Here is a 21,400-nt window from a genome sequence, read left to right on the forward strand (position 1 = left end):
AGCAAGCATTCAGATGGGCCTGGACTTCACCCTGGTCGCCGAAGTTGAAGATCTGGTCGCCGGCGTTGACGAAGTCGGTCGCGGTCCGCTTTGTGGTGCAGTGGTGACAGCCGCTGTGATCCTCGATCCGAACCGTCCGATTCTGGGCCTGAATGATTCGAAGAAGCTCACCGAAGCACGCCGCGAAAAGCTCTACGACGAGATCTGCGAAAAAGCCCTGAGTTGGTGCATCGCTCGGGCCGAAGTCGAAGAAATCGACGAGCTGAACATTCTCCACGCCACCATGCTGGCCATGCAGCGCGCGGTCGAAGGCCTGCACATCACGCCGAAACTGGCGATGATCGACGGTAATCGTTGTCCGAAACTGTCGATGCGTGCCGAAGCGGTGGTGCAGGGCGACGGCAAGGTACCCGCCATCGCGGCAGCGTCGATTCTGGCCAAGGTCAGCCGCGACCGTGAGATGGCTGCATTCGAATTGATCTACCCGGGGTACGGCATCGGTGGCCACAAAGGCTACCCGACGCCCGTTCACCTGGAGGCGCTGGCCCGCTTGGGGCCAACGCCGATTCACCGCCGCTCGTTCGCCCCGGTACGCCTGGCTTACGAGGCGCGGGAAAACCTGATCGAGAGTTAGTCGCAAGGCTGATGTTTTTGCCAAGGCCCGGTACAATCCGGCGATTTAAAGCGTCACGAGCGCAGGTAAGACAAGGCGAACGGCAGCGAGAAAGCGGAGTTGACGTCAGTCAATGAGCATTTCGAGTTGCCGTTCAACGCTGGATTACCAAGCGTAGTAGCTTTGAATGCCGGATTTCCGGGCCTTGTTGTCTTCACGTTTACAGACAGGATCACTATGCCGGCTTCATTCGTTCATCTACGCCTGCACACTGAGTATTCCCTGGTCGACGGTCTGGTGCGGATCAAACCGCTGGTCAAGACCCTGGTCGGCATGAACATGCCTGCCGTAGCGGTCACCGACCAGAACAACATGTGTTCCCTGGTCAAATTCTATAAAGCCGCCATGGGCGCCGGGATCAAGCCGATCTGCGGCGCCGACCTGTGGCTGTCGAACAAGGATCCGGATAACGCTCTGAGCCGGATTAGCCTGCTGGCGATGAACGCCGTGGGTTATCGCAACCTCACCGAACTGATCTCCCGCGGCTTCATCGACGGCCAGCGCAATGGCTCGGTCATCATCGAGCGTGAGTGGGTGGCTGAAGCCAGCGAAGGCTTGATCATGCTGTCGGCTGCGAAGGAAGGCGAGATCGGCCTGGCGATGCTCAGTGGCAACCCGGCCGAAGCGGAAAACCTGGCACGCGAATGGATGGCCGTGTTCCCGGATCGCTTCTACCTGGAAATCCAGCGCACCAGCCGCCCCAACGACGAAGAACAGTTGCACGGTGCCGTGGCCCTCGCTGAAAAAATCGGTGCGCCGCTGGTCGCGACCAACGACGTGCGCTTCATCAAGCAGGAAGACTTCGCCGCCCACGAAACCCGCGTTTGCATCGGTGAGGGCCGTGCCCTCGACGATCCGCGGCGTTCGAAGAATTACAGCGATCAGCAATACCTCAAAAGCGCCGAGGAAATGGCCGAGCTGTTCAGCGACATTCCTGAAGCGCTGGAAAACACCGTCGAGATTGCCAAGCGCTGCAACATCGAAGTGAAGCTGGGCACTCACTTCCTGCCCAACTTCCCGATCCCCGATGGCATGACCATCGACGAGTACTTCCGCAAGGTTTCCTTCGATGGTCTGGAAGATCGGCTCAGCGTTCTGCTGCCAAAGGACACCACAGAAGACTACGAAGCCAAGCGTCAGGTCTACGTCGACCGGCTGAATTTCGAGCTGGATATCATCATCCAGATGGGCTTCCCCGGTTACTTCCTGATCGTTATGGACTTTATCCAGTGGGCCAAGAGCAACGGCGTGCCGGTAGGTCCAGGCCGTGGATCGGGTGCCGGGTCGCTGGTGGCCTACGTGCAGAAGATCACCGACCTTGACCCGTTGGAATATGACCTGCTGTTCGAACGTTTCCTTAACCCGGAACGGGTATCCATGCCCGACTTCGACGTCGACTTCTGCATGGACGGTCGCGACCGCGTGATCGACTACGTGGCCGAGAAATACGGCCGCAACGCGGTAAGCCAGATCATCACGTTCGGTTCCATGGCGGCCAAGGCTGTGGTTCGCGACGTGGCGCGGGTGCAGGGCAAGTCCTACGGTTTGGCGGATCGTCTGTCGAAGATGATCCCGTTCGAAGTCGGCATGACCCTGGAAAAGGCCTACGAGCAGGAAGAAATCCTGCGTGACTTCATCAAGGTTGATGAAGAGGCCGCCGAAATCTGGGAAATGGCCCGCAAGCTTGAAGGCGTTGTGCGTAACGTCGGCAAGCACGCCGGTGGTGTGGTTATTGCCCCGACCAAACTGACTGACTTCTCGCCGATTTATTGCGATGAGGCCGGTGATGGTCTGGTCACCCAGTTCGACAAGGATGATGTTGAGGCTGCCGGTCTGGTGAAGTTCGACTTCCTCGGTCTGCGGACCCTGACAGTCATCGACTGGGCGCTGAAAACCATCAACCGCGATCGCGCCAAGGTCGATGAGCCGCCGCTGGACATCGCGTTCATCCCGCTGGATGACAAGCCGACTTACCAGTTGCTGCAAAAAGCTGAAACGACTGCGGTGTTCCAGCTTGAGTCGCGCGGCATGAAAGAGCTGATCAAAAAGCTCAAGCCCGACTGCCTGGAAGACTTGATCGCACTGGTGGCCCTGTTCCGTCCGGGCCCATTGCAATCGGGCATGGTGGACGACTTTATCAACCGTAAGCACGGTCGCGCCGAACTCGCGTACCCGCACTCGGACTATCAGTACGAAGGCCTCAAACCGGTTCTGGCACCGACTTACGGCATCATCCTGTATCAGGAACAGGTGATGCAGATTGCTCAGGTCATGGCCGGTTACACCCTTGGCGGCGCTGACATGCTGCGTCGAGCCATGGGTAAGAAAAAACCCGAAGAAATGGCCAAGCAGCGCGGCGGTTTCATTGACGGTTGCAAGACCAACAATATCGACGCCGACCTCGCCGGTAACATTTTCGACCTGGTAGAGAAATTTGCCGGTTACGGCTTCAACAAATCCCACTCCGCCGCTTATGGCCTGGTGTCATACCAGACCGCCTGGCTGAAAACGCACTACCCGGCGCCGTTCATGGCCGCGGTACTGTCGGCGGATATGCACAACACCGACAAGGTCGTGACCTTGATCGAAGAAATTCGCACCATGAAGCTGCGTCTCGACGCGCCGGATGTGAATACTTCGGAGTTCAAGTTCACGGTGAATGACGAAGGCCGGATTATTTACGGCCTCGGCGCGATCAAAGGTGTGGGCGAAGGTCCGGTGGAAGCCATCACCGAGGCGCGTCAGGAAGGACCGTTCAAGGATCTGTTCGATTTCTGCGCCCGTGTCGATCTCAAACGTATCAACAAGCGCACCCTGGACGGTTTGATCCGCAGCGGTGCGCTGGATCGTCTGGGTCCTTACTTCCATGACGAGCAGAAAGCCTACCAGGCCAATATCGACCGCAACCGGGCGGTCTTGCTGAACGCCATGGAAGGGGCGATCAAGGCGGCCGAACAAACCGCGCGCACCCACGACAGCGGTCATGTCGACCTGTTTGGTGGTCTGTTCGTTGAAGAAGACGCCGATGTCTACGCCAATCACCGCAAGGCCAAGGAGCTGACCCTCAAGGAACGGCTGAAAGGGGAGAAAGATACCCTGGGCCTGTACCTGACCGGTCACCCGATCGACGAATATGAAGGCGAAATCCGCCGTTTCGCCCGTCAGCGCATCATCGATCTGAAACCGGCCCGTGATACTCAGACCGTCGCGGGCATGATCATCGCCCTGCGAGTCATGAAGAACAAAAAGGGCGACAAGATGGGTTTCATCACCCTCGACGACCGCTCTGGACGGATCGAAGCGTCGCTGTTTGCCGAGGCGTTCCATTCGGCGCAATCGTTGTTGCAGACCGACGCGATGGTGGTGGTCGAAGGCGAAGTCAGCAACGACGATTTCTCCGGTGGCTTGCGGCTGCGGGTCAAGCGGGTGATGAGCATGGAAGATGCGCGCACCAACCTGGCCGAAAGCCTGCGTTTGAAGCTGCAGACCCAGGATTTGAAAGGCGATCAGCTACGCTGGCTCGGTGAGTTGTTCAAGCGTCACCGTGGCGCGTGCCCGATCACCATGGAATACACCAGTCCCGATGCGAAGGCCTTGCTGCAGTTCGGCGAGACCTGGCGGATCGACCCGGCGGATGCCTTGATTCAAGCCTTGCGTGACCAGTTCGGGCGAGACAACGTCTTCCTCCAATACCGTTGACGGTCAGGTGGTATTGATTCATCTGATCTCGACCTGAATTTTTAATCTCGACCTGAACGCGCCTCTCCCTTAAGGTAGGGCGCGAATAGACAACCGGCCGGCCCAAGCTCTCTTGGATGTCGACCCAAGACGGACGCCTATGAACCCGAATTTTCTAGATTTCGAACAGCCGATCGCCGACCTGCAAGCCAAGATCGAAGAGTTGCGCTTGGTCGGTAATGACAATTCGCTGAATATCGGCGATGAGATCTCCCGCCTGCAGGACAAAAGCAGCACATTGACCGAAGACATCTTCGGCAAGCTGACCAGCTGGCAGATCGCGCGTCTGGCGCGTCACCCGAAACGTCCATATACCCTGGACTACATCGAACACATCTTCACCGAGTTCGACGAACTGCACGGCGACCGTCACTTCTCCGACGACGCTGCGATCGTCGGCGGCATCGCCCGTCTGGACGACCAGCCGGTGATGATCATCGGTCACCAGAAAGGTCGTGAAGTGCGCGAGAAAGTTCGCCGCAACTTCGGCATGCCGCGTCCGGAAGGCTACCGCAAGGCGTGCCGCCTGATGGAAATGGCCGAACGTTTCAAAATGCCGATCCTGACCTTCATCGACACCCCAGGCGCTTACCCTGGTATCGACGCTGAAGAGCGCAACCAGAGCGAAGCGATTGCCTGGAACCTGCGTGTCATGGCGCGCCTGAAAACCCCAATCATCGCCACCGTGATCGGTGAAGGTGGTTCCGGTGGTGCGCTGGCGATCGGCGTTTGCGATCAACTGAACATGTTGCAGTACTCGACTTACGCGGTGATTTCGCCGGAAGGTTGCGCTTCGATTCTGTGGAAGACCGCCGAGAAAGCGCCGGACGCTGCCGAAGCCATGGGCATCACTGCCGAGCGCCTCAAAGGCCTGGGGATTGTGGATAAAGTGATCAGCGAGCCTTTGGGCGGCGCGCACCGTAATCCGGCCGCTGCGGCTGCATCGATCCGTGCCGAGCTGAGCTCGCAGCTGGCGATGTTGAAGAAGTTCGACAATGACGCACTGCTGGCTCGCCGTTACGAGCGTCTGATGAGCTACGGTCTCTGATCGATCGCTCCTGAATCATGTAGGAGCAAGGCTTGCCCGCGATAGGGACGCCTCGGTTTAACAGGCCGACCGCGTTATCGTTCATCGCGAGCAAGCTCGGCTCCTACAGGTTTTGGTGCGTTCATGACTCTTTACTCAACGCTTCTCAAGCAACTTGCTCCATGGCGCAACGCTGCAACCTGGCGCATCGCATTCTCCGGCGGTCTCGACTCCACCGTTCTGTTGCACCTTCTCGTACACCTCGCGAAAACCGAATCCCTGCCGGCGCTAAGCGCCATCCATGTTCATCACGGCCTTCAGGCTGTGGCTGATGCGTGGCCGGATCATTGTCAGTCGGTCTGTGATGCGCTGGGTGTGCCGCTGCAGATTGTTCGCGTGCAGGTTCAACCCGGCGCCAGCATTGAGCGTGCAGCTCGGGATGCGCGATATGCCGCGTTCATCGAGGCGACTCGGGCCAATGAAGTGTTGATGACCGCCCAGCACCGTGACGATCAGGCAGAAACGTTGTTGTTTCGGCTGTTGCGTGGGGCAGGGGTGAGGGGATTATCGGGGATGCCACGCCAGCGCCCGCTCGGTAAAGGGCATTTGCTTCGGCCATTGCTCGATGTCACGCGGGCTGAACTTGAAGCTTATGCGGCGGAGCATCGGCTGAGCTGGATCGAAGACCCATCGAACCAGGATCGGCAACTCTCGCGAAATTACCTGCGCCATCAGGTGTTTCCGGTATTGACCGAGCGCTGGCCGCAAGCGGTTACGACCATGGCTCGCAGTGCTGCGCATCTAAGCGAAGCGCAGGGGTTGCTTGATGAGCTTGCGCAAATCGACCTGGCTGACGCCAGCACTGCCAATGATTTTAATTGGCTGGGATTGCCGTCCCTGGAACTGGCGGCATTGGAACGGCTGTCTGCTGCTCGTCAGCGTAATGCGTTAAGTCATTGGCTCGAAACGCTGACGCGACTGCCGGACAGTGACCATTGGTCGGGTTGGGAGAATTTACGTGATGCCACCGGCGATGCCCGTCCGATCTGGCGGCTGGCGGATGGCGAACTGCATCGGGCGGGCGGGCGTATCTGGTGGTTGTCCGGCAGTTGGTTGCGCCCGCCGCCCGCCGTCGGAAACTGGCCCGATCCCTCGCTATCGCTGGTGTTGCCGGACAACGGCGTGCTCACACTCACCGGCCAAATCCCCGATGGCCTGCTGCATATCCGCTATCGTGAGGGAGGTGAGGTGATGAATTTGCCCGGTCGCGGCCATCGCGATCTGAAGCGATTGCTCAACGAAAGCGGCGTGCCGGGTTTTGCCCGTGGCAGATTGCCGCTGCTCTACCGAGGCGAGCAATTGCTGGCGGTGGCCAACCTGCCGGGCTTGGACGGCAATGCAAAGGATCGTTGGAATTTGCTTTGGCAGCCGCCGCACGAAGATCTAGGTTTGAGCTGAAAGGGGCTTTCCGGTAGACTACGCTCCCTTCTTGATACAACTTCTGTGGATTCGCCTGAATTGCAGGAGTTGCCGATTACCAAGCAGTCTTTGCTGGGCGATTCCAAAAAATGTGTAGCGAGCAACGTACCGGTGTTTCATCTTCCGGTCTGTCCCAACGCGGCGGTTTTTTCGAAGGTTGCACTGTGATTAATGCAGGTGATCGGGGGCTTCGGCCTTCCTTCGCTTTCCCCGGCGGCTCGGACCGCTTTAACGCAGACTTCTAGGGTTTTTCATGACGCGCTACATATTCGTCACGGGCGGTGTTGTTTCTTCATTGGGGAAAGGCATCGCATCGGCTTCATTGGCGGCCATCCTGGAGGCGCGGGGACTTAAGGTCACCATGCTGAAGCTGGACCCGTACATCAACGTTGACCCGGGCACCATGAGCCCGTTCCAGCACGGTGAAGTGTTCGTCACCCACGACGGCGCCGAGACCGACCTGGACCTGGGCCACTACGAGCGGTTCATCCGCACGACCATGACCCAGAACAACAACTTCACCACCGGCCGTGTCTACGAACACGTCCTGCGCAAAGAGCGTCGTGGTGATTACCTGGGCGCCACCATTCAGGTGATCCCGCACATCACCGACGAAATCAAGCGCCGGATCATCAAGGGTGCCGGCGATGCCGACGTGGCCATGGTCGAGATCGGTGGCACCGTGGGTGACATCGAATCCCAGCCGTTCCTCGAAGCCATCCGTCAATTGCGTTTCGAAGTCGGCGCCAAGCGCGCGATGCTGATGCACCTGACACTGGTGCCGTACATCGCCACTGCCGGCGAAACCAAAACCAAGCCAACCCAGCACTCGGTCAAGGAACTGCGTTCCATCGGCCTGCAGCCTGACGTGCTGGTTTGCCGTTCCGATCACCCGATCGATATCTCCTCGCGTCGCAAGATCGCTCAGTTCACCAACGTTGAAGAGCGTGCGGTGATTGCGCTGGAAGACGCCGACACCATCTACAAGATCCCGGGCATTCTGCACGCCCAGGGCCTGGATGATTTCGTTGTCGAGCGTTTTGGCCTGCAATGTGGCGGCGCCGATCTGTCCGAGTGGGAAGCCGTGGTCGACGCCAAGCTCAACCCTGAGCATGAAGTCACCATCGCCATGGTCGGCAAGTACATGGAATTGCTGGACGCCTACAAGTCGCTGATCGAAGCGATGAGTCACGCCGGCATCAGCAACCGCACCAAGGTCAACCTGCGCTACATCGACTCCGAAGACATCGAAAACCAGGGCACTGCGCTGCTGGAAGGTGTCGACGCGATCCTGGTACCTGGCGGCTTCGGTCTGCGTGGCGTGGAAGGCAAGATCACTGCCGTTAAATATGCTCGCGAAAACAAGGTTCCGTACCTGGGCATCTGCCTGGGCATGCAAGTGGCCGTGATCGAGTTCGCTCGTAACGTGCTGGGCTGGAAAGACGCCAACTCCACCGAGTTCGATCGTGCAAGCGGTCATCCGGTCGTGGGTCTGATCACCGAGTGGGAAGATGCCACCGGCGCCGTCGAAACCCGTACCGAAACCTCCGATCTGGGCGGCACCATGCGCCTTGGCGCTCAGGATTGCCTGCTGGAGCCGGGTTCCCTGGTGCACGATTGCTACGCCAAGGACGTGATCGTCGAGCGTCACCGTCACCGCTATGAAGTGAACAACAACCTTCTGCCGCAAATCATGGAGGCCGGTCTGAAAATCTCCGGTCGTTCCGGTGATGGCGCCCTGGTAGAAGTGGTTGAAGCCCCGGATCATCCATGGTTCGTCGCTTGCCAGTTCCACCCTGAGTTCACCTCGACACCACGCGACGGTCACCCGTTGTTCAGCGGTTTCGTTAAAGCAGCTTTGGTTCAACACCAGAAGAAGGCGTAAATCCGATGGCCCAGAAGATCATCCGCGTAGGCGATATCGAGATTGCCAACGACAAGCCAATGGTGCTTTTCGGTGGCATGAACGTGCTGGAAAGCCGCGACATGGCGATGCAGGTCTGCGAAGAATACGTAACGGTCACCGAGAAACTCGGTATCCCTTACGTGTTCAAGGCCAGCTTCGACAAGGCCAACCGGTCCTCCGTGACCTCTTACCGTGGCCCCGGCCTGGAAGAAGGCATGCGGATTTTCCAGGACATCAAGCAAGCGTTTGGCGTGCCGATCATCACCGACGTCCACGAGCCTGATCAGGCCGCGGTCGTCGCTGAAGTCTGCGACATCATCCAGCTGCCGGCCTTCTTGTCGCGCCAGACTGACCTTGTGGTCGCGATGGCCAAGACCGGCGCGGTGATCAACATCAAGAAAGCCCAGTTCCTCGCCCCTCAGGAAATGAAACACATCCTGAGCAAATGCGTGGAAGCGGGTAACGATCAGTTGATCCTCTGCGAACGCGGATCGAGCTTCGGCTACAACAACCTGGTCGTCGACATGCTCGGCTTCGGCATCATGAAGCAGTTCGAATACCCGGTGTTCTTCGACGTGACCCACGCGCTGCAAATGCCCGGCGGTCGTGCCGATTCTGCCGGCGGTCGTCGCGCCCAGGTGCTCGATCTGGCGAAAGCCGGGATCAGCCAATCGCTGGCCGGTCTGTTCCTCGAAGCGCATCCGGATCCGGACAACGCCAAATGCGACGGCCCTTGCGCCTTGCGTCTGGACAAACTGGAGCCATTCCTGGCCCAGCTCAAAGCTTTGGACGAACTGGTTAAGAGTTTTCCGACGGTAGAAACCGCGTAATCCTCATTTCTCCGGTAAAGTACCGCACGAATTAATGCTCAGGCCCGCTGGCCGCACTGCTCTTGTAGGAGCATGGCTTGCCAGCGATGGCGTCCTTGAGGGCCCCATCGCCGGCAAGCCGTGCTCCTACAGCGTTTTCGTCAACTTTGGAGTGTTTACAACAATGGCAAAAATCGTCGACATCAAAGGTCGTGAAGTTCTCGACTCCCGTGGCAACCCCACCGTGGAAGCGGACGTGCTTCTCGATAACGGCATCATCGGCAGTGCTTGCGCGCCGTCCGGTGCTTCCACTGGCTCGCGTGAAGCGCTCGAGCTGCGTGATGGCGACAAGAGCCGTTACCTGGGCAAGGGCGTGCTGAAAGCCGTCGCCAACATCAACGGTCCGATCCGCGACCTGTTGAAAGGTGCAGACCCAAGCGACCAGAAAGCGCTGGATCACGCGATGATCAAGCTCGACGGTACCGAAAACAAAGGTTCCCTGGGCGCCAACGCGATCCTCGCCGTTTCCCTGGCAGCCGCCAAGGCAGCCGCGCAGGACCAGGACCTGCCGCTGTACGCTCACATCGCCAACCTGAACGGCACTCCGGGTGTTTACTCGATGCCGGTTCCGATGATGAACATCATCAACGGTGGCGAGCACGCCGATAACAACGTCGACATCCAGGAATTCATGGTTCAGCCAGTAGGCGCCAAGTCTTTCTCGGAAGGCCTGCGCATGGGCACCGAGATTTTCCATCACCTCAAAGCTGTTCTGAAGGCCCGTGGCCTGAGCACTGCTGTTGGTGACGAGGGTGGTTTCGCACCGAACCTGGCCTCCAACGAAGACGCTTTGAAAGTGATCTCCGAAGCCGTGGCTAACGCCGGTTACAAGCTGGGCACCGACGTGACCCTGGCACTGGACTGCGCGGCCAGCGAATTCTACGAAGACGGTAAATACAACCTGTCCGGCGAAGGCCAGGTGTTCACCGCTGAAGGTTTCGCTGACTACCTGAAAGGCCTGACCGAGCGTTATCCGATCATCTCGATCGAAGACGGTCTGGACGAGTCCGACTGGGCTGGCTGGAAAATCCTCACCGACAAGATCGGCGAGAAAATCCAACTGGTAGGCGACGACCTGTTCGTGACCAACACCAAGATCCTGAAAGAAGGCATCGATAAAAAGATCGCCAACTCGATCCTGATCAAGTTCAACCAGATCGGCACCCTGACCGAAACCCTGGAAGCCATCCAGATGGCCAAGGCCGCTGGTTACACCGCCGTGATCTCGCACCGCTCCGGCGAAACCGAAGATTCGACCATTGCCGACCTGGCGGTGGGCACCGCGGCTGGCCAGATCAAGACCGGCTCTCTGTGCCGTTCCGACCGCGTTTCCAAGTACAACCAACTGTTGCGTATCGAAGAGCAGTTGAATGGCAAAGCCAAGTACAACGGTCGCAGCGAATTCCGCGGCTGATTGCTACACGGTAAAAAAGACACCGGATTGTGTCGGAAAAATCGCAGCAGCGATGGATTTGCCACTAATCTGATGCCTTAAGAGCACAAGCCTGGATCTTCCAGGCTTCGTGCTATCAGAAGCTTCAAAGTTTTGGCATGGCTGTCTTTTTTCACTGGATACCTGATATTCGATGCGCAGTCCCAATTGGTTGTTCCTCGTCTTGCTCCTGCTGCTGGCTGGCCTGCAATACCGCCTGTGGGTGGGTAATGGCAGTCTGGCGCAAGTGGCCGAACTGACTCAGCAGATCGCAGATCAACACGCTGAGAACGAGGGGCTGCTTGAGCGCAATCGGGTGATGGACGCTGAAGTCAGTGAATTGAAAAAGGGCATGGAGACCGTTGAAGAGCGGGCTCGTCATGAGTTGGGCATGGTCAAGGACGGTGAAACCCTTTACCAGTTGGCCCAATGAACCCTTCGTTACCGGCCTTCTGGGCCGTGATTCCTGCCGCGGGCGTCGGTGCCCGTATGGCCGCGGACCGTCCCAAGCAATACTTGCAACTGGGCGGGCGCACAATTCTCGAACACAGCCTCGGCTGTTTCCTTGATCATCCTTCCCTGAAAGGGTTGGTGGTCAGTCTTGCTGTTGATGATCCTTATTGGCCGAACCTGGCGTGTGCTAGCGATCCGCGAATTCAGCGGGTTGAAGGCGGTACCGAGCGTTCCGGATCGGTACTCAATGCGTTGCTGCATTTGCATGCGCAAGGCGCTGACGATGGGGATTGGGTGCTGGTTCATGATGCCGCGCGGCCAAATCTGAGCCGTGATGATCTGGACAAGTTGCTGGGTGAACTCGCAGAGGATCCGGTCGGTGGACTGCTGGCGGTTCCGGCACGCGATACCCTCAAACGGGTCGACAAACACGGTCGTGTGGTCGAAACCGTAGATCGCAGTGTGATCTGGCAAGCCTATACGCCGCAGATGTTTCGCCTTGGCGCATTGCATCGGGCATTGGCCGACAGTCTGGTGGCCGATGCGGTCATCACTGACGAAGCTTCGGCGATGGAGTGGGCAGGTCTGGCGCCGCGTTTGATCGAAGGTCGATCCGACAATCTCAAGGTCACGCGCCCCGAAGATCTCGAATGGCTTCGTCAGCGCTGGGCTAATCGCCGCTGAATTACTCGTTGAACATTCAACCGCTATCGCGAGCAGGCTCACTCCCACAATGGAATGCATTTCCCTGTAGGAGCGAGCCTGCTCGCGATGGCGGTCTATCAGTCAACAAAACTGTCACTGAAAGCTGCAAGCCGAGCTAAGTTCGATACTCCGGCCTTTCAGCCAACCCTTCCTTCAAGTAATCCACCAACTTGCGCACCTTGGGCGACAGATGCCGTTGCTGCGGATAAAGCGCCCACACGGCGGTGTTCGGTGGTTGATGCGCGTCCAGCAGTGAAATCAGCTCACCGCTTTTCAGGCGTTCCAGCACGTAATAATCCGGCAACTGACACAACCCCACGCCCTGCAACGCCGCATCCAGCACCGCTTGCCCACTGTTGCAGCGCCAGTTTCCCTGCACTCGCTGGGAAAATTCCCGCCCGTTCTGTTCCAGTTGCCAGATGTCCGAGCTGCCGATGAGGCAGTTGTGACGGCTGAGTTCCGACAGACTGTGTGGGCGACCATACCGTTCCAGGTAGGACGGCGATGCGCACAGGTACATGCGTCGTGGCGCCAGACGTGTAGCTACCAGCCGCGAGTCCTGTAGGCGACCGAGACGGATCGCCAGGTCCAGGCCTTCATGCACCAGGTCGAGTTGGCGGTTGCTCAGTTCGATGTCGATTCGCAGTTGCGGATAGAGCCCCATGAAACGGGTTACCAGCGGCACGATGAAGCGTTCGCCGTACGCCACGGCGCAGGTCATGCGCAGCATGCCTTTGGGTTCGCTGGTCAGGTCACCCACCGCTCGCAGTGCTTCTTCGCGACCATCCTGTAAACGCTGGCAATGTTGCAGAAATGTTTGGCCTGCCTCGGTCAGCGTGACCCGGCGAGTGCTGCGATAAAGCAGTCGCGTCTGAAGGCGCTCTTCGAGGCGTACTATTTGTCGACTGATGTGGGAGGAAGAAACCCCGAGGCGTTCCGCGGCAGCCGTGAACTGGCTGCACTCGGCCACGGCGACGAACTCGTCGATACCTTCCCAGCGGTTTTCGGACATCAAGGATTATCCCTGTATGGCAATAATGTTTTGCTTTTGTCCGGATTATTCACCGTCCGGCGGTGTATTACACTCCTTGTCTCGTTTTTATTCACTGGAGAATCCACATGATCAAGTCGCGCGCTGCCGTTGCCTTCGAGGCGAAGAAACCCCTCGAGATCGTTGAAGTCGATGTCGCCATGCCCAAGGCCGGTGAAGTCCTGCTGCGTGTGGTTGCCTCCGGTGTCTGCCATACCGATGCTTACACGTTGTCGGGCGCGGACCCGGAAGGTATCTTCCCGTCGATCCTCGGTCATGAAGGTGGCGCGGTGGTTGAGGCGATCGGCGAGGGCGTGACCTCCGTCGCAGTCGGCGATCACGTGATCCCGCTGTACACCCCGGAATGCCGCCAGTGCAAATTCTGTCTGTCGGGCAAAACCAACCTGTGTCAGGCAATTCGCGCGACTCAGGGCAAAGGCCTGATGCCGGATGGCACTTCGCGCTTTTCCTACAAAGGCCAACCCATTTTCCACTACATGGGGACGTCGACGTTCTCCGAGTACACCGTGCTGCCGGAAATCTCCGTCGCCAAAATTCCAAAAGAAGCGCCACTGGAAAAAGTCTGCCTGCTGGGTTGCGGTGTCACCACCGGCATCGGTGCAGTCCTCAATACCGCCAAGGTAAAACCTGGTGATACCGTCGCCATTTTCGGCCTCGGCGGCATCGGTCTGTCGGCGGTGATCGGCGCCGTCAAAGCCAAGGCTGCGCGGATCATCGCCATCGACATCAACCCGGCCAAATTCGAGATCGCCAAGCAGTTGGGTGCAACCGATTGTGTGAACCCGAAAGATTTCGATCGTCCGATCCAGGAAGTCATCGTCGACATGACTGATGGCGGCGTCGACTTTTCCTTCGAATGCATCGGCAACGTGCAATTGATGCGCGCTGCACTTGAGTGCTGCCACAAGGGTTGGGGCGAGTCGGTAATCATCGGCGTCGCCGGTGCTGGCCAGGAAATCTCCACGCGTCCATTCCAGTTGGTGACCGGTCGCGTCTGGCGCGGTTCGGCGTTCGGTGGCGTGCGTGGCCGTACCGAGTTGCCAAGCTATGTCGAGATGGCTGAAACCGGCGAAATCCCGCTCGATACTTTCATCACCCATACGATGGGCCTGGAAGATATCAACAAGGCGTTCGACCTGATGCATGAAGGCAAGAGCATCCGTTCCGTCATCCATTTCTGAGGTCGGTCATGAGCCTGGAAAATATCTCCTGCCAGAAAAGCTTCGGCGGCTGGCACAAACGCTATCGGCACCGCTCCGATGTACTCGGCTGCGACATGGTGTTCGCCGTGTACCTGCCGCCGCAAGCGGAGCAGGGCGGCAAACTGCCGGTGCTGTATTGGTTATCCGGCCTGACCTGCACCGACGAAAACTTCATGCAGAAGGCCGGCGCCATGCGCATGGCCGCCGAGCTTGGGCTGATCATCGTTGCACCGGACACCAGCCCTCGCGGTCCCGATGTGCCGGGTGATCCGGATGGCGCCTGGGACTTCGGTCTCGGTGCCGGGTTTTATCTGAATGCCACGCAGGAACCCTGGTCCCGTCACTATCGGATGCATGACTATGTTGTGCAGGAATTGCCCGCATTGGTCGAAGCCCATTTCCCGGCGTCGGACAAGCGCGGCATCAGCGGTCACTCCATGGGTGGCCACGGTGCTTTGGTCTGCGCGCTGCGTAATCCGGGGCGTTATCAGTCTGTGTCGGCGTTCTCGCCGATCAACAATCCGATGGACTGCCCTTGGGGTCAGAAGGCCTTTTCCCGCTACCTGGGGGAAGATCGATCGAAGTGGCGCGAGTGGGATGCCTGCGTCCTGATTGCCGAAGCGAGCGAGAAGTTGCCGCTGCTGGTCGACCAAGGTGATCGCGACGATTTCCTGGCCACTCAACTCAAGCCTGAAGCCTTGCAACAGGCCGCCAAGCTGGCCGGTCACCCGCTGACGTTGCGCCTGCAACCCGGCTACGACCACAGCTATTTCTTCATCGCCAGTTTCATCGACGACCACTTGCAACATCATGGGCGCGCTCTAAGCGCCTAATGTTCGACAAAGCAGGTAGAATCACGCCCTGACAAAAATCGGGGCGTTTTTTTATGCGTATTGGCCACGGCTATGATGTGCACCGTTTCGCTGAAGGCGATTTCATTACTCTGGGCGGCGTGCGGATTGCACACGGCTTCGGGCTGCTCGCTCATTCCGACGGTGACGTCCTGCTGCACGCCTTGAGCGATGCCTTGCTCGGCGCCGCTGCGCTGGGTGATATCGGCAAGCATTTCCCGGACACCGACCCGACATTCAAGGGCGTCGACAGCCGTGTGCTGTTGCGTCATGTCGTCGCACTGATCCACGCCAAGGGCTGGAAAGTCGGCAACGTCGATAACACCATCGTCGCCCAGGCGCCGAAAATGGCCCCGCATATCGAATCGATGCGCGCGCTGATTGCCGCGGATCTTCAAGTTGAGTTGGATCAAGTGAACGTGAAAGCTACCACCACCGAAAAGCTCGGCTTTGTCGGTCGCGAAGAAGGCATTGCCGTGCACTCCGTTGCCTTGTTGCTGCGCGCATGAACGAACTGCAATTGCTCGGCCCTCGGGCCTATGGCGAAGCCCTCGGCACCGCAGTATTGAAAGCCACGGCGGAAGATTTTCAGGTCGATGAAGTCCTCGATATCCCCCTCAGTGGCGACGGCGAACACTTGTGGATCTGGGTGGAAAAGCGCGGTCTGAATACCGAAGAAGCGGCACGGCGGATCGCCAAGGCAGGGGGCGTGCCATTGCGCACCGTCAGTTACGCGGGCCTCAAGGATCGTCAGGCGTTGACTCGCCAGTGGTTCAGCGTGCAATTGCCGGGCAAGGCCGATCCTGATCTGTCGGCGGCGGAAAACGATACGCTGAAAATCCTCAAGACCGGCCGGCACAAACGCAAGCTGCAACGCGGTGCTCACTCGGCCAATGGCTTCACGTTGCGACTGACGCAATTCGCTGGCGACAAAGCGGCGATCGAGGAGCGTCTGCAACTGATCGCCAAGCAAGGTATTCCCAATTATTTCGGCGCCCAGCGTTTCGGGTTTGACGGCGGTAACGTGGTCGATGCCCGTGCCTGGGCGGCGCGTAAAGCGTTGCCGGAGCAGCGCAACGTGCGTTCGCGTCTGCTCTCTACGGCGCGCAGTTTTCTGTTTAATCAGGTGTTGGCGGCCCGCGTCGCCGATGGCAGCTGGCAGCGTGCCCAGGTTGGCGATCTGCTGGCCTTCACCGACAGCCGCAGCTTCTTTCCGGCAGGTGTTGCCGAGTGCAGCGACCCGCGTCTGGCAATTCTCGATCTGCACCCGACCGGTCCGCAGTGGGGCGAAGGTGACTCGCCGACGACGGGCGCTGTCCATGAACTGGAGCAGGCAATCGCCACTCGCGAGGCGGATTTGCGTGATTGGTTGATTAACGCCGGTATGAGCCACGAACGTCGCATCCTGCGGCTGCCCATTGGTGGGTTGACGTGGCATTATCCCGAGCCTGACATTCTGCAACTGGAATTCGTCCTCCCGGCCGGATGCTTCGCCACCGTATTGGTGCGCGAGCTTGTTGATCTGGTGCCGGTGGGGCAGACGGACAGCCCATGCGTATTCTGATTTCTAACGACGATGGGGTAACCGCACCCGGTCTCGCCGCGCTTTATGCTGCGCTGGCGGATTACACCGAATGTGTGGTTATCGCCCCGGACCAAGACAAAAGCGGCGCCAGCAGCTCGCTGACGCTCGACCGTCCGTTACATCCGCAAACCCTGGCCAACGGCTTTATCAGCCTCAATGGCACACCGACCGATTGCGTGCACCTGGGCCTCAATGGCTTGCTGGAACGCGAGGCGGACATGGTGGTTTCGGGCATCAACCTGGGCGCCAACCTGGGGGATGACGTGTTGTATTCCGGCACTGTGGCGGCGGCCCTCGAGGGACGTTTCCTGGCGCGTCCTTCGTTTGCCTTTTCGTTGGTCTCACGGCAAGTGGAGAACCTTCCCACAGCCGCGTACTTTGCGCGCAAACTGGTGGAGGCTCACGCGGACCTTGTACTGCCACCGCGTACGGTACTGAACGTGAACATTCCCAATTTGCCGCTGGATCACATCCGCGGTATTCAGCTGACCCGCCTCGGACATCGCGCACGTGCTGCAGCGCCGATGAAAGTGGTCGATCCGCGCGGTAAATCCGGTTACTGGATTGCGGCGGCAGGGGATGCCGAAGACGGCGGCCCGGGCACCGATTTTCATGCGGTGATGCAAGGCTATGTTTCAATCACCCCACTGCAACTGGATCGCACCTTTAATGATGCCTTCAGAAGTCTCGATGGCTGGCTGGAGGGGCTGAACTAATGGCTCGTGAACAAGACGATATTCTGCGTCGCGGCATCGGGATGACCTCTCAGCGGACCCGCGAACGCCTTATTCAGCGCCTGTATGAAGAGGGGATTTGTAACGCCAAGGTGCTGGAAGTCATTCGCCGTACCCCGCGTCACCTGTTCGTCGACGAGGCGCTGGCTCACCGTGCCTACGAAGACACGGCGCTGCCGATCGGCAATAACCAGACCATCTCGCAGCCTTATATGGTGGCTCGCATGAGTGAGTTGCTGCTGGAGGCTGGTCCTCTCGACAAGGTGATGGAAATCGGCACCGGCTCGGGTTATCAGACGGCGGTGTTGTCACAACTGGTCGAGCGGGTATTTTCCGTCGAGCGCATCAAGGTTCTGCAGGATCGGGCCAAGGAGCGCCTGGTGGAGCTGAACCTGCGCAACGTGGTGTTCCGCTGGGGCGATGGTTGGGAAGGCTGGCCAGCGCTGGCACCTTACAACGGCATTATCGTGACCGCGGTGGCGACCGATGTGCCTCAGGCGCTGCTTGATCAATTGGCGCCGGGAGGGCGACTGGTGATCCCGGTCGGATCGGGTGAGGTTCAACAATTGATGCTGATCATCCGGGAGGAACAGGGCTTTTCCAGGCGTGTTCTGGGGGCTGTTCGCTTCGTCCCGTTACTCAATGGGCCACTTGCCTGAGCATTTGTTTCAGGGCGCTGAATTCTCTTCGATTGCTCCTGTCTTACAGCGGCATCGATCAGTTAAACGGGATTCATCGTCAGGCAGCAAACGTGTGCGCGAAGCCAATTCGCTTCATTAAAGGTAAAGCCTGCACGGCCCGTTATACTTGCGACATTTCATGCCGGACCACGGCAATCCACATTTTCAGCCACCACAAAGGGAGCGGCGGGTGAGTCTCACAGTCATTGCGCAGCGAATGGGTAAAACGAGCTATCAGCGCCTGGTGACTGGCCTTGTCTTGAGCACCTTGCTGGTCGGTTGCTCCAGCAACAAGTCGAGTGAAGTACGCGTCGTCGATCGCAACAAAGCCGTCGCCCAGCGTCCGGCAGTGACCACGGGTCAATACGTCGTCCGACCTAAAGACACCTTGTTCTCCATCGCCTTTCGCTACGGCTGGGACTACAAAGCCCTCGCGGCACGCAACAACATTCCTACGCCTTATACGATCCATCCGGGTCAGACGATTCGCTTTGACGGTCGCACTGGTTCAACGCCGACGCCGATGGTCAGCTCCATTGATTCAACACCTTCTTCGTCGCTGAAAACCACGGTTATCCGGCGCCAGGCGAATGGCGCAACTACGAGCACAGCAGTGGTTGCACCGTCCGTCGCCAGCAAGTCGACCCCTGCTCCGATGCCTCCTGCCGGTCCGGCCCCGACCGGCTGGGGGTGGCCATCTAATGGCATTCTTATTGGAAAATTCTCTTCAAACGGCAGTTTGAATAAAGGAATTGATATCGCCGGGGATTTGGGACAGCCTGTTTTAGCTGCGTCTGATGGGACGGTGGTATACGCCGGGAGTGGCTTAAGGGGCTACGGCGAATTAGTCATCATCAAACACAGCGATACCTACGTCAGTGCCTACGGACATAATCGCAGGCTGTTGGTTCGGGAGGGGCAGCAGGTCAAGGTCGGACAGACAATTGCCGAAATGGGGTCAACGGGTACAGACCGGGTGAAGCTGCATTTTGAGATTCGCCGACAAGGTAAACCTGTAGATCCGCTGCAATTCCTGCCACGTCGTTGATCGCTTTCCAGCCTGTTCCGTCGCGTAGAGGGAACAGGCTCCAGCGTTGCCAAGGATATAGGCGCCGCTTGAGCCTGAGGTCGAACTCACCAAAGGACTATAACAATGGCTCTCAGTAAAGAAGTGCCGGAGTTTGACATCGACGATGAGGTTCTCCTGATGGAGACCGGCATCGCTACGGATTCGATGTCGAATGATGAAGGGGCTGCTCCACCTTCCGTTCGTGCCAAATCCAAACACTCCGCTTCGTTAAAGCAACACAAGTACATTGACTACACGCGTGCGCTCGATGCGACGCAGCTGTACCTCAATGAGATTGGCTTTTCCCCTCTGCTGTCCCCCGAAGAAGAAGTTCATTTTGCGCGCTTGTCGCAAAGTGGAGATCCGGCTGGGCGCAAGCGCATGATTGAAAGTAACCTGCGGCTGGTGGTGAAAATCGCCCGGCGTTACGTCAATCGTGGCCTGTCGCTGCTGGACCTGATCGAAGAGGGCAACCTCGGGCTTATCCGGGCGGTAGAGAAGTTCGACCCCGAACGCGGCTTCCGCTTTTCGACCTACGCGACCTGGTGGATTCGTCAGACCATCGAGCGCGCGATCATGAATCAGACCCGGACCATCCGGTTGCCGATTCATGTGGTCAAAGAGCTCAACGTGTACCTGCGGGCTGCACGGGAGCTGACGCAAAAACTCGATCACGAACCCTCACCCGAAGAAATTGCCAACCTGCTGGAAAAACCGGTGGGAGAGGTCAAGCGCATGCTTGGCCTGAACGAGCGGGTTTCTTCGGTCGACGTCTCACTGGGTCCGGATTCGGATAAAACCCTGCTGGACACCCTTACCGATGACCGTCCAACCGATCCATGTGAACTGTTGCAGGATGACGACCTGTCCCAGAGCATCGATCAATGGCTCTCGGAACTGACCGACAAGCAGCGTGAAGTGGTGATACGCCGCTTTGGCCTGCGCGGTCACGAGAGCAGCACGCTTGAAGATGTAGGCCTGGAGATTGGACTGACCCGGGAACGGGTCAGACAGATTCAGGTTGAAGGCCTGAAGCGTCTTCGGGAGATTCTCGAGAAGAATGGCCTGTCGAGCGAGTCGCTGTTTCAATAAGTAATTTTGCTGGCTGGCATTAGGAAGCCCCGACTGGTTCGGGGTTTTTTATTACCTGGGAAACAGGCCGGAAGGTCCCTCCATCATCATCTCTGGTTTGTAGTCTCTCGCTGTAAGTGTTTGCTTACTCTTTCGTAAGTGTTCGCTAATTCAATGAGTAGCAGTCGTACATATTCCTACGTGCGAGATGTTTAACTAATTGATTTATTTGCTTATTTTTTAATATTAATAACTTGTGACAGCCAGTTTCAGCTAACGAGGGTGATTGCTCTTGCCAGGGAACTCTCTAGTATCTGAATTGTGTCGACGGACAGACACACCCTTCAAGGATGAGGGGAAAGGACATCGCAGGAAGCGATTCATCAGGATGATGAATAGGAACACAGGGAATAGGGAAAAATGTGGGCGGGTCAAACCGCCCCTTTTTTTTTGCCTGCGCAAAAGCAAAAAGGCCCACAAGGGCCTTTTCGAGAACACGGGGTAATCAGCGTTCGAGGTCTTTGATCTTGCCTTTGACGCCATCCCACTCTTCGGCATCGGGCATCGATTCTTTCTTCTCGGTGATGTTGGGCCAGATTTCCGCCAGCTCAACGTTCAACTGAATAAACTCCTGCATGTCTTCCGGGACTTCATCTTCGGAGAAGATGGCCACGGCAGGGCATTCTGGTTCGCACAGTGCGCAGTCGATGCACTCATCCGGGTGAATCACCAGGAAGTTCGGGCCTTCGTAAAAGCAGTCCACCGGACAGACTTCTACGCAGTCGGTGTACTTGCACTTGATGCAGTTGTCGGTGACGACGAAGGTCATTTCTAATTTTCTCCTCAGGCGGCGGCAGCGGAGCCCCTTCACGTTG

Annotated in this window: 19 protein-coding genes; 17 read left to right on the forward strand and 2 right to left on the reverse strand. The window is 58.1% G+C overall.

The window, feature by feature from the left end; translation table 11 throughout:
- Window positions 1–7 precede the first annotated feature (7 nt).
- From rnhB to ispD, 9 genes are all read left to right on the forward strand, one after another.
- Window positions 8–634: a ribonuclease HII gene (gene rnhB / locus ACYZUA_RS08475; RefSeq protein ID WP_161990825.1), complete on the forward strand. Its 627-nt coding sequence runs from the start codon at window positions 8–10 to the stop codon at window positions 632–634.
- Window positions 635–850: 216 nt separating this feature from the next.
- A complete protein-coding gene (gene dnaE / locus ACYZUA_RS08480; RefSeq protein ID WP_461962732.1) occupies window positions 851–4,372 on the forward strand; it encodes a DNA polymerase III subunit alpha in 3,522 nt (1,173 codons plus the stop codon).
- A gap of 139 nt (window positions 4,373–4,511) precedes the next feature.
- Window positions 4,512–5,459: an acetyl-CoA carboxylase carboxyltransferase subunit alpha gene (locus ACYZUA_RS08485; RefSeq protein ID WP_461962733.1), complete on the forward strand. Its 948-nt coding sequence runs from the start codon at window positions 4,512–4,514 to the stop codon at window positions 5,457–5,459.
- 123 nt (window positions 5,460–5,582) lie between these two features.
- Window positions 5,583–6,896, forward strand: a complete 1,314-nt coding sequence (tilS, locus tag ACYZUA_RS08490) for a tRNA lysidine(34) synthetase TilS (protein WP_461962734.1) — start codon at window positions 5,583–5,585, stop codon at window positions 6,894–6,896.
- Window positions 6,897–7,170: 274 nt separating this feature from the next.
- Window positions 7,171–8,802, forward strand: a complete 1,632-nt coding sequence (locus tag ACYZUA_RS08495; protein WP_461962735.1) for a CTP synthase — start codon at window positions 7,171–7,173, stop codon at window positions 8,800–8,802.
- 5 nt (window positions 8,803–8,807) lie between these two features.
- Window positions 8,808–9,653: a 3-deoxy-8-phosphooctulonate synthase gene (gene kdsA / locus ACYZUA_RS08500; protein WP_461962736.1), complete on the forward strand. Its 846-nt coding sequence runs from the start codon at window positions 8,808–8,810 to the stop codon at window positions 9,651–9,653.
- Window positions 9,654–9,816: 163 nt separating this feature from the next.
- Window positions 9,817–11,106, forward strand: a complete 1,290-nt coding sequence (gene eno / locus ACYZUA_RS08505; RefSeq protein ID WP_056739170.1) for a phosphopyruvate hydratase — start codon at window positions 9,817–9,819, stop codon at window positions 11,104–11,106.
- 172 nt (window positions 11,107–11,278) lie between these two features.
- Window positions 11,279–11,557 (forward strand): cell division protein FtsB, encoded by a 279-nt coding sequence (ftsB, locus tag ACYZUA_RS08510; RefSeq protein WP_008028992.1) that lies wholly within the window; start codon window positions 11,279–11,281, stop codon window positions 11,555–11,557.
- On the forward strand, window positions 11,554–12,261 hold the full coding sequence (gene ispD / locus ACYZUA_RS08515; RefSeq protein ID WP_461962737.1) for a 2-C-methyl-D-erythritol 4-phosphate cytidylyltransferase: 708 nt from the start codon (window positions 11,554–11,556) through the stop codon (window positions 12,259–12,261). The genes ftsB and ispD overlap by 4 nt, the downstream gene beginning before the upstream one ends.
- Before the next feature lie 136 nt (window positions 12,262–12,397).
- On the opposite strand, the gene ACYZUA_RS08520 is transcribed toward ispD, so the two are convergent.
- A complete protein-coding gene (locus ACYZUA_RS08520; protein WP_309676886.1) occupies window positions 12,398–13,294 on the reverse strand; it encodes a LysR family transcriptional regulator in 897 nt (298 codons plus the stop codon).
- A gap of 107 nt (window positions 13,295–13,401) precedes the next feature.
- Between ACYZUA_RS08520 and ACYZUA_RS08525 the strand changes: the two genes are divergently transcribed.
- The 8 genes from ACYZUA_RS08525 (at window position 13,402) to rpoS (ending at window position 20,546) form a co-directional block, all read left to right on the forward strand.
- Window positions 13,402–14,514 carry an S-(hydroxymethyl)glutathione dehydrogenase/class III alcohol dehydrogenase gene (locus tag ACYZUA_RS08525; RefSeq protein ID WP_033059912.1) on the forward strand — a complete coding sequence of 371 codons (1,113 nt, stop codon included), beginning with the start codon at window positions 13,402–13,404 and terminating at the stop codon, window positions 14,512–14,514.
- An 8-nt stretch (window positions 14,515–14,522) separates the two neighbouring features.
- Window positions 14,523–15,368: an S-formylglutathione hydrolase gene (gene fghA / locus ACYZUA_RS08530; protein ID WP_461962738.1), complete on the forward strand. Its 846-nt coding sequence runs from the start codon at window positions 14,523–14,525 to the stop codon at window positions 15,366–15,368.
- 53 nt (window positions 15,369–15,421) lie between these two features.
- Window positions 15,422–15,895 carry a 2-C-methyl-D-erythritol 2,4-cyclodiphosphate synthase gene (gene ispF / locus ACYZUA_RS08535; RefSeq protein ID WP_461962739.1) on the forward strand — a complete coding sequence of 158 codons (474 nt, stop codon included), beginning with the start codon at window positions 15,422–15,424 and terminating at the stop codon, window positions 15,893–15,895.
- Window positions 15,892–16,950 carry a tRNA pseudouridine(13) synthase TruD gene (gene truD / locus ACYZUA_RS08540; RefSeq protein ID WP_461962740.1) on the forward strand — a complete coding sequence of 353 codons (1,059 nt, stop codon included), beginning with the start codon at window positions 15,892–15,894 and terminating at the stop codon, window positions 16,948–16,950. The genes ispF and truD overlap by 4 nt, the downstream gene beginning before the upstream one ends.
- Window positions 16,938–17,687 carry a 5'/3'-nucleotidase SurE gene (gene surE, locus ACYZUA_RS08545; protein WP_461962741.1) on the forward strand — a complete coding sequence of 250 codons (750 nt, stop codon included), beginning with the start codon at window positions 16,938–16,940 and terminating at the stop codon, window positions 17,685–17,687. The genes truD and surE overlap by 13 nt, the downstream gene beginning before the upstream one ends.
- Before the next feature lie 41 nt (window positions 17,688–17,728).
- Window positions 17,729–18,364 carry a protein-L-isoaspartate(D-aspartate) O-methyltransferase gene (locus ACYZUA_RS08550; protein ID WP_177327881.1) on the forward strand — a complete coding sequence of 212 codons (636 nt, stop codon included), beginning with the start codon at window positions 17,729–17,731 and terminating at the stop codon, window positions 18,362–18,364.
- A 211-nt stretch (window positions 18,365–18,575) separates the two neighbouring features.
- Window positions 18,576–19,433 (forward strand): peptidoglycan DD-metalloendopeptidase family protein, encoded by an 858-nt coding sequence (locus ACYZUA_RS08555; RefSeq protein WP_461962742.1) that lies wholly within the window; start codon window positions 18,576–18,578, stop codon window positions 19,431–19,433.
- A gap of 105 nt (window positions 19,434–19,538) precedes the next feature.
- Entirely contained in the window at window positions 19,539–20,546 is a 1,008-nt protein-coding gene (gene rpoS / locus ACYZUA_RS08560; RefSeq protein ID WP_054047143.1) for an RNA polymerase sigma factor RpoS, read from the forward strand.
- Between the two features lie 484 nt (window positions 20,547–21,030).
- Here the strand turns inward: rpoS and fdxA are convergent, their stop codons facing one another.
- Window positions 21,031–21,354: a ferredoxin FdxA gene (fdxA, locus tag ACYZUA_RS08565; RefSeq protein WP_093412508.1), complete on the reverse strand. Its 324-nt coding sequence runs from the start codon at window positions 21,352–21,354 to the stop codon at window positions 21,031–21,033.
- Window positions 21,355–21,400 lie beyond the last annotated feature (46 nt).

Source organism: Pseudomonas sp. LS2P72, from assembly GCF_054897865.1.

Coding starts and splice junctions, on each gene's coding strand:
- dnaE (WP_461962732.1), top strand. CDS start 851: ATGCCGGCTTCATTCGTTCATCTACGCCTGCACACTGAGTATTCCCTG.
- ACYZUA_RS08485 (WP_461962733.1), top strand. CDS start 4,512: ATGAACCCGAATTTTCTAGATTTCGAACAGCCGATCGCCGACCTGCAA.
- tilS (WP_461962734.1), top strand. CDS start 5,583: ATGACTCTTTACTCAACGCTTCTCAAGCAACTTGCTCCATGGCGCAAC.
- ACYZUA_RS08495 (WP_461962735.1), top strand. CDS start 7,171: ATGACGCGCTACATATTCGTCACGGGCGGTGTTGTTTCTTCATTGGGG.
- kdsA (WP_461962736.1), top strand. CDS start 8,808: ATGGCCCAGAAGATCATCCGCGTAGGCGATATCGAGATTGCCAACGAC.
- eno (WP_056739170.1), top strand. CDS start 9,817: ATGGCAAAAATCGTCGACATCAAAGGTCGTGAAGTTCTCGACTCCCGT.
- ftsB (WP_008028992.1), top strand. CDS start 11,279: ATGCGCAGTCCCAATTGGTTGTTCCTCGTCTTGCTCCTGCTGCTGGCT.
- ispD (WP_461962737.1), top strand. CDS start 11,554: ATGAACCCTTCGTTACCGGCCTTCTGGGCCGTGATTCCTGCCGCGGGC.
- ACYZUA_RS08520 (WP_309676886.1), bottom strand. CDS start 13,294: ATGTCCGAAAACCGCTGGGAAGGTATCGACGAGTTCGTCGCCGTGGCC.
- ACYZUA_RS08525 (WP_033059912.1), top strand. CDS start 13,402: ATGATCAAGTCGCGCGCTGCCGTTGCCTTCGAGGCGAAGAAACCCCTC.
- fghA (WP_461962738.1), top strand. CDS start 14,523: ATGAGCCTGGAAAATATCTCCTGCCAGAAAAGCTTCGGCGGCTGGCAC.
- ispF (WP_461962739.1), top strand. CDS start 15,422: ATGCGTATTGGCCACGGCTATGATGTGCACCGTTTCGCTGAAGGCGAT.
- truD (WP_461962740.1), top strand. CDS start 15,892: ATGAACGAACTGCAATTGCTCGGCCCTCGGGCCTATGGCGAAGCCCTC.
- surE (WP_461962741.1), top strand. CDS start 16,938: ATGCGTATTCTGATTTCTAACGACGATGGGGTAACCGCACCCGGTCTC.
- ACYZUA_RS08550 (WP_177327881.1), top strand. CDS start 17,729: ATGACCTCTCAGCGGACCCGCGAACGCCTTATTCAGCGCCTGTATGAA.
- rpoS (WP_054047143.1), top strand. CDS start 19,539: ATGGCTCTCAGTAAAGAAGTGCCGGAGTTTGACATCGACGATGAGGTT.
- fdxA (WP_093412508.1), bottom strand. CDS start 21,354: ATGACCTTCGTCGTCACCGACAACTGCATCAAGTGCAAGTACACCGAC.